This window comes from Microcoleus sp. LAD1_D3, assembly GCF_036702135.1.
GTDB lineage: Bacteria > Cyanobacteriota > Cyanobacteriia > Cyanobacteriales > Microcoleaceae > Microcoleus.
This window is the reverse complement of the sequence record NZ_JAUBSB010000043.1, coordinates 1-13,803: the sequence shown is the minus strand read 5'-3', so window position 1 is coordinate 13,803 and position 13,803 is coordinate 1. Positions and strand designations below refer to the sequence as shown.

Here is a 13,803-nt window from a genome sequence, read left to right as displayed (position 1 = left end):
CGCTAATTTCCTAATTTTTCTGCTACTTCTAGAAATTATTGTTCAGACTTCCTGGGGGTTTTTTCGATGATTTTTGCGGGAATTCCCACGGCGGTTGCACCGGGTGGCACGTCACAAATCACCACAGCATTAGCACCAATCAAAGCATGATCGCCGATCGTTACGGAGCGAATAATTTTAGCTCCTGCACCAATATCGACGTGACCGCCGATTTTCACATCAGCAACAATTGTCACCTGTTGAAGAATCAGACAGTTAGGGCCAATGGAAGCACTGGGATGAATGACAATGCCATTAGGATGAGGCAGCAGCAGTCCTCCTTGTATTTGGCAGTTTAAAGGGATGTCTGTTGCAGTTACAACGCTCCAAAATCGATGCTGGATCACGTTCCAACGGCATACAATATATCCTGCAATTCCACCCTGCTTCTGCCACTGTTGATAGTTGCGGATAGATTTTAGCAGTTGGCGACTCGGCTCCCACCACTTGCTAGATTTTTCGCGGCTCCAGTCTGCTTCTGTAGCAGAAATGATTGACTTAGTGATTGACTCAACCATTGTTTGTGCAGTGTTTTGATGATGTAGACAATTGTGCCTAGTTGTGCAATTTATCTTAAGAGGAATCTCTAACTTGACTAGGGAAATTGCTGGAATTAGGCCGCAGTTGGAGTTGATGTGTTGCCGTAGAAGTGGGACACTCGTAACTTTACGAGATCGGGTTCAATTTCGGGGTCGAAGCTGCCCTCGCGGCTGTTAATCAAATCTGCCCAGGACAGGCTTTGAGTTTCGGCTTGCAATTTTTTCACTAAGTCTTCCACGCGGCCTATCGGTCTGGCGGGGACACCGGCCACTATATCGCCCTCGGCGACATCTTTGGTGACGACGGCACCGGCGGCGACGATCGCATTTGGGCCGATGGTGACGTTGCGAAGGACGATCGCATTGAAGCCGATAAATACGTTGTCGCGGATATCTATCTTGCCTACGGCCTCTAGTTTAACGTTGTAAGCCCGGTCAAGCATGGCGATTGAGCCATCGTGGCCGAGCAAGGTACAAGATGAGAAGTCAACATTGTTGCCGATGCGGACGTAGGCTGGATATCCAAAGACGGTATTGGGCCAGATGCTGCAATTTTCGCCGATCGCGTACAAGTTGCCGTGGCGGCGGAGAAATTCGGTGTATTCTTCGGAACAAGGATTACAGAATTGGACGTACAAACCTGGGAACTTGCCGTAACGCATGGCAAGATGACGGATAATTTTTTGCACTGTTGATCTAAGCATTTTCCGGGTTTTTGGTAGATTGAAGAATCTTGGCGGGGATACCTACTGCTGTTTTGCCTGCAGGAATGTCTGATAAAACTACAGCATTGGCACCGATATTTACGTCGTCTCCCAAGTTTACTTTTCCGAGGATTTTTGCACCAGCGCCGACGTTAACCCGATCGCCCAATTGAGGGGATTCTAGCGGTTTGTCCAAATAGCGGTTTCCCAACGTTACACCCTGGCGGATAATGCAGTCGTCGCCGATTTTACAATATCCGTGAATAATAATAGCGTTTTGATGTTCAATCACCACGCGACGACCGAGCTTCACAGTGTAAGGCAAGTCTATCCCGTAACTATTGCGGACTTTTCGGTAGAGTGATCGATAAAGAATGCTCAAAGGAGCTCGAAGTAATTTCGGTTCTATTTGCATTCTCCAGACGCCAAAACGCTGCACTGCTACGGCACGAAATCCCGGTTTTGTCCAATCTCGACCATGAGCAATCCAGTCTTCTTTAATTTGCTGCCACAGTCCCAGGCCGGGAGTTTCTACTTGATTTTCACTGGTGATTAAGTTTTGCTCAGTTACCATAAGCTCTAATTCACACTATTTTTTGTTTACTCTATTGCTAGATGCCGACGATATTAATGGGTCTATCAGGTTTTTGAGGAAAAAGCAATCCGGTTTTATCGATCGAGAATACTAATTTATCGGCTGCATCATAAAATATTTTGCTTGCCTAGGTTAACCTGGTTTAGTTGGCTTTGACCGATTTACCAACTCCCTTTAAAAGTTTTTGGATTTTTCAATCTTACCCCCCTTTAAAAATACACTATTTAATACAAAATCCCTCAGCAATTGTGGTGGATCGCCATCGGGTTTGCCTTGAAGTGCGCGGCGCACCCTCCAGGCTGCAAAACCCGAAGCCCAGGATACATCAGTTAATGCTGTGTAAACCAAGCCGTAGTTTTTGATAAAGTACCTACGCCGGGAATCAAACCAATAGGTGGGCAGCCGCTTGGCGGGCTTTTTGGTGTCAGTGACGCCTGAGCTTTGGCCGACTAAGTGGACAACGCGACTTTCGGGTACGTACCAGCAACTCCAGCCAGCTTTGTTCGCTTGCAGACAAAAGTCCATTTCTTCGCAGTACATGAAATAAGCTTCATCCATCAAGCCAATCTTTTCAAATACTTCGCGACGGACGATCATGCTGGCTCCAGCTACCCAATCAGTTTGACAGGTTTCTTGGGAAATCGGAGGCGCTGCAGCCCAGTTGGCTAATAACTTGGATATAAAGCCTGTCCGCCAACCAAAATCGAGTTCCGTCAAGATGTTGTGAAACCGAAAAGCTGACTCCTGAGGGGTGCCGTCGGGGTCTTCCAAGCGGCTGCCGGCGATGCCGGCTTCGGGGTGGGAGTCCATGAAATCGACGAGGGCTTTTAAGGCACCGGAGCGAACTATGGTGTCTGGGTTGAGCAGCAGGAAGTAAGGGGGGGGATTGGGGGATTGGAGGGCGGGACGGATCAGGGCGTTGTTGCCGAAGGCAAATCCGCCGTTGCAGTCTAGGGGAACGAAGGATGCCCATTCGCTCCAGCCTTCTGAGGCGATCGCACTACTAATTTCTTCGACTGAGCGATCGCCTGAAGCATTGTCGGCAACTGCAACCCGCATACCGGGCAGCGATTGCACTTCGCTAACTAGAGAGCGCAAGCAGTCAATTGTCAAACTAGAGGTTCGGTAGTTAACAATGACAACCAGCAGTGGATAGGGGTGATTGGACTCGCTGGCCTTCGACATAAGTACCGTTGTTTGTTTAACAACTTTTTAGCTCAAGTTGTACCGATCTGGCAAGCTGGAGCGATCGCTAATAGTATTTTTATTTGTTTGGGTGAGGGAGACTGTTTTTTCGGCCATATTTCGGAAGTATTGCCGCTCTGGATCAAAGTCGATACTGCCTGTAGGCTTGACTGGCGGCCCGGTGCAGCAGCGAATGTCGGTAAACTAACCCCTTAGCGTCATCGGAATAGCCCCCGCCAATCACGCAGGCAACGGGATAGCCGCCAGCCAAACACGCCATCAAAACTTGCATTTCCCGGCGAAATAAGCCCGTATCAGTTAAAGCTAATTTTCCCAGTTTGTCACCGTGATGAGGGTCTACTCCAGCATCGTACAAAACTAAATCTGGCTTGACATTTGAAAGCAAATCTGGTAAAAACTTATCCAATGTTTGTAAATATTCGTCGTCCTCCATACCGACAGGCAAAGGTACATCTAAATCGCCCTTTTGTTTAGTGCCTGGAAAATTGACTTCGCAGTGCATCGAGAAAGTAAAAACGCTGCTATCATCTTGAAAAATTACGGCGGTTCCGTCTCCTTGGTGGACATCTAAATCGACAATTAAAACTTTGCGAACTAAACCACTTTTTTGCAAGACGCGAGAGGCGATCGCCAAATCATTAAAAATACAAAAACCCGACCCAAAAGCAGGGAAGGCGTGATGAGTTCCGCCCGCAGTATTGCAAGCCAAACCGTAGTCTAAAGCGAGCTTGGCAGTTAGTACAGTTCCTGCAACCGCAGTGCAAGTGCGATTAGCAAGGGCCCGACTCCAAGGCAGACCAATTCGCCGAGTCGCTTTGTTATCGAGCGTCCCGTTGCAGTAAGCTTGCACGTAGCAGGGGTCGTGAACTAATTCAATCCATTCTTGAGGCGGAAGTTCGGGAGCATGAAATTGGGATTTATCTGCTACCCCGTCCGCGAGCAGCATCTGGTAAAGCATCCGAAACTTGGCCATCGGGAAGCGGTGATCCGGTGGCAGAGGTGCAACGTAATCTTCGTGGTAAATAATTGGTAAGTCCATTAAAATTATTGTATAACGAATGAATCTCCAATTGAAAGTCTGCAATCTCAAATTTAAATTCGCTGGAGAATCTGTATATGCAACAACTAAAAACAGTCTGGCAGTCCGGCAGCACTCACCCCGAAAATGCTGAAAATCTCGATAATATCAGGCAGTGGTGGGGAAACCTCAACGGCAAAGAAATTAGCTGGGTAGAGCGACTAATTCCGCAAATCGGCGGTCTGAGCGAAATTCACTGGCATCCCCAGCGTTTTGACGAAACATTTGTGATAGTCAATCCCGAAATTCGCGAGGAAACTCTCTATTGGTACATACCCGATTCTCCTGTCCAACGTAACAACACTGTTGACAAATTAGAACTTGATAACTTGCAACAGCAATTGTACATCTATCCTCAGTTGGAATCGGAACTGGTAATTCGCGTAGGAATTCCCGAAGTTAAATATCAAACACTTGAATTAAACAATCCCGAAATCGCCTTGGGCGAAGATAATATGCTGCTGCTGTGGGAATCTGACCAAGAACTAGAAATTAAAATTTACCTGAGCAATGAAAATATTGCTAAACTTAAGGAATTGCTGGCATAGAAAAGACCAAGACAAGAGTTTATAGGGTAGGCTATGGGCGCGGGATGATCGATCTATACTCTTAAGCTGTTGCGGCATTTAAATTGTATGTCAAAAACAATCAAAGAATGAGTGGGTGGGCGTCCCGCCCGCCTCGAATATTCAATTTCCATGCGCGATAGCTTAGTCACCTATAAATATCTTAAGACTGATGGGCGGGTGCGTCGAAACCAAGGTTTTTCACAGCCATACTTCGTTACAGCGACAAGAGTAAAACACCCCGTTTCTTCGCCTCGCGGTACGTCCAGGTGTGTATCTCTGCTAAAACCCTTTGAATGTGGTAGCAGAATGTCCACAAACTTGCGTTATCTTCCTGAGACTTTTAATCCTAAAGTCCAGCAAAAAACTGGCCTGGACGCATCAACCGAATTTTATGAAAATAATTGCTCGCAGCCCTTGAACCAAGTTAAAAAACCCGGTTGCTTTTGTCGGGAGTGCCTAAGTGATGATTGTTTTTCGGCAGACTTAATGTGGACAGCAAATAAGGGGATTTGTTTGGTAAATTAAATATAATTAAAAGAGAGTTAATTTTAGTTGCTAACTTAAGACGGGCAACTAATAAGTTGAAAGTAGAGAAGGTGCGTTATTTAATGGGCTAATATCTAAAATTACTCTGGTTGTTGCTGAGGTTGAAAAAATTTAATAAACAATTATGGTCGGAAAATAATCGCTAAACTTATTAAATAATCAATCTGCTAGCAGTAAAAAAAATCACACTGGTCAGAAAAAATGATATTAGATAAAGAAAATATTCACATTTTAATTATTGACGATCAGCCACAAAACCTGCGGTTTATATCAAACATCTTGACGAAAGAAGGGTATAAAGTTCAGCGGGCGATTTCGGGAGAAATGGTGGTCAATGCTAATTTTACCGTTCTCCCTGACTTAATTTTGCTGGATATTGCCATGCCCAAAATGAACGGCTATGAAGTGTGCACCCAACTGAAATCTAATAAAAAAACTAGGGAGATTCCGGTTATTTTTTTGAGCGTTTTTAATGAAACTTTTTACAAAGTCAAAGCTTTTGAAGTCGGCGGTGTTGACTACATTACTAAGCCTTTTCAAGTGGAAGAAATTTTAGTGCGGCTCGAAAGTCAATTGACTATACAACAGCTATCAAAACAATTAAAACAGCAGAATGCCCAACTGCAACAAGAGGTAGAATTTCGCAAGCGGACAGAACAATCACTCCGGGAAAGCAAAGCACGGTTGCAGAAATTGGCAGTCAATATACCGGGAGTTCTTTATCAATTTATAAAGAAGCCCGATGGAAGTTTCAAGTTTGAATATATTAGTTATGCTTGTCGGGAGATTTACGAATTAGAGAGTGAGGAAATATTAAAAAATCCCGACTTTTGCTTCGATCAAAATCATCCAGATGACCAAGAATATCTAGTCAAAAAAATTGCTGCTAGCGCCCAAACTTTAGAACCTTTTGCCTTTGAATGGCGGATTATTACACCGTCGGGTAAACTCAAATGGCTGCAATCTAATTCTCGGCCAGAAATGCGCGAGAATGGCGATATTGTTTGGTATGGCGTACTTTTTGATATCAGCGAGCGCAAGCACGCAGAAATAGAAATGGCTGGAGCTAAAGCTGCTTTAGAACGGCAAGTTCAGCGAGAATTGCTGATTGCAAAAATAACTAAAGAAATTCGCTCAAGCTTGCAGCCAGAACAAATATTTCAAATAGCTGCAACTCAAATCGGTCTGGCATTCTGCGCCAATCGCTGTTTGATTCATACTTACGTTACTACCCCCCAGGTCGATATTCCTCTGGCGGCCGAGTATCTAGAACCCGAGTGCGAATCTATTTGGGACATACCCATTCCAATTTGGGGCAATCCTCACGTCGTACAAATGATGATACAAGATCAGGCGATCGCCTCCAACAATGTTTATTCAGACCCTCTGTTGCAAGCTGTTCAACCGATTTGCCAGAAGGTTGGGTTAAAATCGATGCTGGCAATTCGCACTTCCTACCAAGGCAGGGCAAACGGTGCTATCTGTTTGCACCAGTGCGATCGTTACCGGGAATGGACTTCCGATGAAATTGACTTGTTAGAAGCTGTGGCGGCTCAAGTAGGGCTCGCTATCGCTCAAGCTAAACTGATCGAACGAGAAAAAAACCGAATTCAGCAGCTCGATCGGCAAAATAAAGTGCTGCAAGCAGAAATTCGCACCCGCATCTGCGCCGAGCAAGCTCTGCAAGAATCGGAAACAGAATTGCGGGCGATTTTTGCCGCCATGACTGACACAGTTTTAGTGAGAAATGCAGAAGGGCGCTGTATCAAAATCGCTCCGACAGCATCAACGAATTTGGTGAAACCTCCAAGCGAAATGATTAACAAAACCGCTCACGAAGTCTTGCCGGAACCTGTGGCCGATTTGGTATTAAATGCCATCCAACAAGTTATAAAAACGAAGCAAAGCATCAATGTTGAATATAGCTTTCAAGTCGGAGAGCGCGAAGTTTGCCTCGACGCTAAAGTTTCTCCGCTTACTCCAGATTCAGTGATTATCGTGGCGCGAGATATTAGTGTTCGCAAACAAACAGAATCCGCACTCAGAGAAAGCCAGCACTTCATTCAAGCGATCGCCGATTCCAATCCCAACCTATTGTACGTTTACGATGTAATTGAGCAACGGAATGTTTATACCAACCGACAAATTTTGACTATGCTCGGATACACCGCCCAAGAAATACAAGATATGGGTACAGCAATGATGCCCAAATTGCTCAACCCCGACGATTTGCCAGAGTTTTTGGAAAGCGTCAAAAAAGTGGAGCAAGCCAAAGACGGCGATGTCATTGAATGTCAATACCGAATGAAACACAAAAACGGTGAATGGCGGTGGATGCACAGTTGGGATACAGTATTTCTCAGAACAAATGATGGTAACCCCAAACAAATTCTCGGCACTGCTAATGACATCACAGACCGCAAATTATCCGAAGAAAAACTGCTAGCATCGCAACAAAGAATCTCATTTTTATTGCAGCAAACGCCGATCGCAGTTATCGAGTTAAACCTCAATTTAGAAATTATCACTTGGAATCCCGCAGCCGTTGCTATTTTTGGCTACAGTGAGCAAGAAGCGATTGGTCGAGTCGCCTCCGATTTGATCGTACCTGAAAGCTACCACCAGCAAGTATCTGAGATTTTCAATCATGACTTGAATGCCAAATCCAGCGGCACTACCGAAAATCTGACTAAAGACGGCAGAATTATCATCTGCGAGTGGTACAATACTCAGCTAATTGACGATAACGGTACAGCGATCGGCATTGCTTTAATGGCTGTAGATATTACCGAACGCAAGCAAGCAGAAACCGAACTGCAAGAAAGTGCTTTACGACAAAGAGCGATCGCCCGCGTCATTGAAAGAATGCGGCAGACTTTAGATATCCGAGAAATTTTTTACGCCACAACCCGAGAATTGCGCCAAACCATGAAGTGCGATCGAGTCGCTATTTACCGTTTCAATCCAGACTGGAGTGGCGAATTTGTAGCCGAATCCCTTGACCGCAAGTGGGTTTCTTTCATCCAAGCACAGGAGAGCGATTCTCACCTTACGGAAGGTGCTTTAGACAGCGAACGTTGCGTTGTCAAAAGATTAGATAGCACCTCACAAGAAGTACGCGATACCTATTTGCAAGAAACCCAAGGTGGAGCCTTCAGCCGAGGTAAAACTTACCTTTGTGTCCCAGATATTTACAAGCAACGTTTCGATAATTGTTACATCAAATTGCTAGAAAATTTTCAAGCTAAATCCTACATTATTGTACCAATTTTTTCCGGAAAAAAGCTCTGGGGATTACTAGCATCGTATCAAAATTCTGCTCCCCGCCAGTGGAGTGAAGCTGAAATCAACGTTGCAGTTGATGTAGGTACTCAGCTAGGAGTAGCATTACAGCAAGCGGAATTACTCGCCCGCACTCAAAGGCAGTCCATGGAACTGATTAAATCCAAAGAAAACGCCGAAGTTGCCAACCGCGCCAAAAGCCAATTTCTCGCTTCCATGAGCCACGAACTCCGCACGCCTCTCAACGCCATTCTGGGTTTTTCCCAAGTCATGGCCCGCAACAGTTATATCACGGAAGAACAAAAAGAATACATAGAAATTATTAACCGCAGCGGCGAACATTTGCTGGAACTCATCAATGATGTTTTGTCAATGTCCAAAATAGAAGCAGGTCAAATTAACATCAATCCAAGCCGCTTCAATCTCTACAACCTTCTCAACAGTCTCAAAGAAATGCTGCAACTAAAAGCAAACTCAAAAGGTTTGCAACTAATCTTTGAAAAGGCCGAGGAGTTGCCGCACTACATTCAAACAGACGCAGCTAAATTGCGGCAAGTTTTAATTAACCTGGTCGGTAATGCGATTAAATTTACTCAGCACGGAACCGTTACTTTGCGCGTCAGCAGCCAAGCTGAAAAAGACGCCCCAGAAGAAAACAAATCCCAATTGTATTTTGAAATTGCCGACACGGGTCCCGGCATTTCTCCCTCGGAACTCTCGACATTATTCAAGCCCTTCGTACAAACCGAAACGGGTCGAAAATCCATGCAGGGAACGGGTCTTGGATTGCCGATTAGCCAACAGTTTGTCAGGATTATGGGAGGTGATATTTTTGTTGAAAGTCAACTCGACCAAGGCACAATTTTCAGGTTTAATATTTGGGTTAACTTAGTAACAGAAAGTGATGAACAAGAAAAACCGCCGATCAAACAAGTTATCGCTTTAGAAGCCGGACAAGACACTTATCGGATATTAATAGTTGAAGATGTAGTGGAAAATCGCCAACTGCTGCTTAAGCTGCTGGTTCCCCTGGGATTTGAAGTCCGGGAAGCAACTAACGGTCAAGAAGCAATTGCTTTGCATTCAACTTGGAAGCCGCACTTGATATTAATGGATATGCTAATGCCCGTGATGGATGGGTATGAAGCGACAAGACAGATTAAGAAAACTCTAGAAGGTAAAGAAACAATAATTATTGCCCTGACTGCCAGTGCTTTTGACGAGCAGCGGCAGATAATTTTGTCTGCGGGTTGTAACGATTTGATCTGTAAACCGTTTCGGGAAGAGGTACTCTTTGACAAGATAGCGCATCACCTCAACCTGCGTTATATTTATGAAAAAGAGAACTTATCTACTTCTTTTTCAACACCGACGCTGCTTAAAAGTTTGACCACGGAGGATTTGAGTGTAATGCCCACAGACTGGGTGGTCGAGTTGCACCGAGCAGCACTTTGCGTTGACGACAACCGCATCCTCGAACTCATCGAGCAAATTCCCGAAACTAAGGCAAATCTCGCTAACGCTTTAACAGATTTAGTCGATAATTTTCGGATAGATATCATTATCGATTTAACTCAATTATATTATGATGAACGACCATCCATTACCAGCGACTCCTAAAGACATTCTGATCGTTGACGATATGCCGGACAACTTGCGACTTTTATCGACTATGCTGACATCGTACGGGTATCATGTCAGGAAGGCTATTAACGGACACTTGGCTCTGCAAGGGGCGCAAATATCTCCTCCCGATCTAATTTTACTAGATATTAATATGCCGCAAATGAACGGGTATGAAGTTTGTGAGAAGTTAAAGCTAAGCCAACAAACTAAAGATATTCCGGTAATTTTTATTAGTGCGCTAGATGACGTTATGGAAAAAGTTAAAGCTTTTCAAGTAGGAGGAGTAGATTATATTACTAAACCGTTTCAAGTAGAAGAAGTTTTAGCCCGCGTTCAAAACCAACTTTCCCTTCGTTTGCTGCAATCCAAACTGCAACAGCAAGCTAGGGAACTGCACGATCGCAATTCTAGATTGCAGGAAGAAATCGCAGAACGGCAGCGGGCTGAAGAATCAATTCGGTTTTTGCTGGCAACTACGCGGGCGATCGGCGAAGCTGTAGACTTTCACTCAGCTTTAGAAGTAATTCTGCACCAAGTTGGCGAAACAATCGGATGGGATGTAGGAGAAGCTTGGATTCCCGATGCAGAAAGAACTGTTCTAGAATCAGCCAGGGGCTGGTATGCGAGCAACCCCAGCATGGAATCGTTCCGCACCCAAAGCCAACAACTGACATTTGCCCGGAATATAGGGCTACCGGGACGAGTTTGGGCATCCAAGCAACCGGAATGGGTAGAAGATATTTCCAAGGGCTACCCGCATTTTCTCCGAAGTCAAATAGCACTAGAACTAGGATTCAAAGCTGGTTTTGGCGTGCCGATTTTGGTAGGGGATGAAGTATTGGCAGTGCTAGTTTTCTTTAAAATTTCGTCTGGTGGGAAAGACGCACGATTTATAGACGTTTTTAATGCGGTAGGCACTCAATTAGGTTCTTTGATTCAGCGCAAACAAGCAGAAGAATTGCTGCGTATTGCTCAAGAAAAATATCACAGCATTGTAGAAAATGCGATGGAAGGCATTTTTCAAAGCACGCCTTCAGGAGGCTATCTCAGCGCTAATCCAGCTTTGGCAAAATTGTACGGTTACGACTCGCCAGAAGAACTGATGTCCGAGATTAAAAATATTGCTCAGCAACTGTACGTTGACCCGGAACGTCGCCTCGAATTCGTGGCTGCTATGGATGCTGACAATGCCGTTTCGGGGTTTGAATCTATGGTATGCCGCAAAGACGGGCGCCGGATTTGGGTGTCAGAAAATGTCCGGGCTGTTCGAGATGCAAAAGGTGACCTGATCTACTATGAGGGTACTGTTTCTGACATTACAGAGCGCAAATTAGCGCAAGAAGCGCTCAAAGTTCAACAAGAACAAAGCGAGAAGTTGCTGTTAAATATTTTACCCAAACCAATCGCAGAACGCTTGAAGGCGGAGCAAAGTACGATCGCCGACAGTTTTGCCCAAGTAAGTGTTTTATTTGCTGATATTGTTGGCTTTACTGAGTTGTCTGCTAGAATGTCTCCCACCGAGTTGGTAAAGCGCTTGAACGTGATTTTTTCGCACTTCGACCAGTTAGCTGAAAAGTACGGTGTGGAGAAAATTAAGACTATTGGCGATGCTTACATGGTAGTCGGGGGATTGCCTACGCCGAGACATGACCACGCCGAGGCGATCGCCCAAATGGCCCTGGGAATGCAGGCAAAAATAGCAAAGTTGTGCGCCGACACAGGGGAAAAACTGGCAATTCGCGTTGGCATCAATTCCGGGCCGGTGGTTGCGGGAGTAATTGGTGTGAGCAAGTTCACGTATGATTTGTGGGGAGATACGGTGAATGTAGCGGCGAGGATGGAAGCTACGGGTTTTGCAGGCAGAATTCAAGTTACTGATGTTACTTATGAGCTTTTGAAAGATAAGTATTTGTTTGAGAGGCGAGGCGTAATTCCGGTAAAAGGTAAGGGGAATATGATGACTTATTGGTTGCTAGGAAAAAAGTAAAAATGGGAATTGGGCATGGGGAATTGGGCATTGGGTATTACAACCAATAACCAATAACCAATAACCAATAACCAATAACCAATAATTCATGACTACTGACTACTGACTACTGACTTCTGCTATGATGAAAGTAGTTAACGAAACTTTACATAATAGCCGTGACTGCACAACAATTAGTATCTGCAACGAGTTTTGAAAAGCTAATTTGGACTTGGAAAGGTCACAAAATCCAATATACCGTCCAAGGAACCGGCCGCCCTCTGATCTTGATTCACGGATTTGGGGCTTCGATCGGACATTGGCGGCAAAATATCCCCGCACTAGCGGCCGGCGGCTATCGCGTATTTGCTTTGGACTTGCTGGGATTCGGTGCTTCCGCCAAACCAGCCCTAGATTACACTCTGGAATTGTGGGAAGAATTGCTGACTGATTTCTGGGCGGATCTGGTACAGGAACCGGCGGTATTTGTCGGGAATTCGATCGGCGCTTTGCTGAGTTTGATGGTAGTCGCCAACCATCCAGAAATATCAGCAGGTGCAGTCTTAATCAACTGTGCCGGCGGGCTCAACCACCGGCCGGACGAACTGAATTTCCCGCTGCGAGTAGTGATGGGGACTTTTACTAAATTAGTTCGATCGCCCCTGATCGGCCCCTTTATGTTCAACAACATCCGCCAAAAACACCGCATCCGCAACACCCTGCGCCAAGTCTACGGGAACCGCGAAGCCATCACTGACGAACTCGTAGAACTCCTGCACGCCCCCTCCTGCGAGCCAGGAGCTCAACAAGTGTTTGCCTCGATTCTCACAGCCCCTCCAGGCCCTCAACCGTCAGAATTGCTGCCCAAAGTCGATCGTCCGTTATTGGTACTTTGGGGCGCAGACGACCCCTGGACACCCATCGCCGGCAGCCAGATTTATCAACAATTGGCCGCCAACGATAAACCAGTGAAATTTGTTTCAATTCCCAACACAGGCCACTGTCCTCACGACGAGCGGCCGAGTGAAGTCAACGCTCTGATTTTGGACTGGCTGCTGGAATTGAACTAAAATTTTTCTGCTCAATCCAATCGCGGGCGATCGGCCAAAACCCTTGCATTGCAGAAGTTTTGCCTCGCTCCACCGCACCGACACCCCGGCAGCAGCCGACTCAAAAAACAATTTTTGGAAAAAGTATTGACACAATTTACTGAGTCAGCTATATTGATGGACGTGTGAGGAGCGAACCAGAAAAAGCACCGAGACGAAACACGGCCAGTCGTCGGTGCTTTTTCTGTGGGAACCCATTTTTAAGAGTTTTAAATTATCTATAAATTCACATCCAGAATATCTGTAAGCCCGCCCCGCCTTCTTCATTTCTTCCTACCCTTCGGGAACGGCTTCGCCGAACGCGTTCTTAGCGTCTTCGCGGTTCGTTAAATAAATATTCGGATGTTGCAAAAAAAGTAATTGACTGCACTTGATCTCAAAAAATCAGAAAGTGTGGATTTTTTTCTATCATCAAAATTTGATTGCATAGAACTCAAAACTAGAGAGTTATATAATAATAAATTGTCGCTAGTACAGCTCGGCGAAAATAGAATACCCACTAAACCGCTAATACTTTACCCTTATAAGTCCACTTGAAGGGCTT

At 45.3% G+C, this 13,803-nt stretch carries 9 protein-coding genes; 4 read left to right on the top strand and 5 right to left on the bottom strand.

Annotated features, from left to right (window positions below; all coding sequences use genetic code 11):
• Nucleotides 1–35 precede the first annotated feature (35 nt).
• The 5 genes from QUA74_RS21180 to QUA74_RS21160 all read right to left on the bottom strand — a co-directional run bounded on the left by QUA74_RS21180 (nt 36) and on the right by QUA74_RS21160 (nt 4,122).
• Nucleotides 36–557: a serine acetyltransferase gene (locus QUA74_RS21180; RefSeq protein WP_333333191.1), complete on the bottom strand. Its 522-nt coding sequence runs from the start codon at nt 555–557 to the stop codon at nt 36–38.
• A gap of 95 nt (nt 558–652) precedes the next feature.
• On the bottom strand, nt 653–1,282 hold the full coding sequence (locus QUA74_RS21175; RefSeq protein ID WP_333333189.1) for an acyltransferase: 630 nt from the start codon (nt 1,280–1,282) through the stop codon (nt 653–655).
• On the bottom strand, nt 1,275–1,856 hold the full coding sequence (locus QUA74_RS21170) for a serine acetyltransferase (protein WP_333333187.1): 582 nt from the start codon (nt 1,854–1,856) through the stop codon (nt 1,275–1,277). The genes QUA74_RS21175 and QUA74_RS21170 overlap by 8 nt, the downstream gene beginning before the upstream one ends.
• Nucleotides 1,857–2,051: 195 nt before the next feature.
• The gene (locus tag QUA74_RS21165; protein ID WP_333333185.1) at nt 2,052–3,062 is read right to left on the bottom strand and encodes a glycosyltransferase family 2 protein; all 1,011 of its coding nucleotides are present in this window, start codon (nt 3,060–3,062) and stop codon (nt 2,052–2,054) included.
• A gap of 142 nt (nt 3,063–3,204) precedes the next feature.
• On the bottom strand, nt 3,205–4,122 hold the full coding sequence (locus tag QUA74_RS21160) for a histone deacetylase (protein ID WP_333333183.1): 918 nt from the start codon (nt 4,120–4,122) through the stop codon (nt 3,205–3,207).
• A gap of 77 nt (nt 4,123–4,199) precedes the next feature.
• On the opposite strand from QUA74_RS21160, the gene QUA74_RS21155 reads away from it, so the two are divergent.
• The 4 genes from QUA74_RS21155 (at nt 4,200) to QUA74_RS21140 (ending at nt 13,220) form a co-directional block, all read left to right on the top strand.
• The gene (locus QUA74_RS21155; protein WP_333333181.1) at nt 4,200–4,709 is read left to right on the top strand and encodes a hypothetical protein; all 510 of its coding nucleotides are present in this window, start codon (nt 4,200–4,202) and stop codon (nt 4,707–4,709) included.
• 768 nt (nt 4,710–5,477) lie between these two features.
• Nucleotides 5,478–10,178, top strand: coding sequence for a response regulator (locus QUA74_RS21150; protein WP_333333179.1), 4,701 nt, complete (start codon nt 5,478–5,480; stop codon nt 10,176–10,178).
• Nucleotides 10,144–12,171 (top strand): adenylate/guanylate cyclase domain-containing protein, encoded by a 2,028-nt coding sequence (locus QUA74_RS21145; protein ID WP_333333177.1) that lies wholly within the window; start codon nt 10,144–10,146, stop codon nt 12,169–12,171. Before QUA74_RS21150 ends, QUA74_RS21145 begins: the two co-directional genes overlap by 35 nt.
• Before the next feature lie 158 nt (nt 12,172–12,329).
• Complete coding sequence (locus QUA74_RS21140) at nt 12,330–13,220, top strand: alpha/beta fold hydrolase (protein ID WP_333333175.1); 891 nt, start codon at nt 12,330–12,332, stop codon at nt 13,218–13,220.
• The last annotated feature ends 583 nt before the right edge of the window (nt 13,221–13,803 follow it).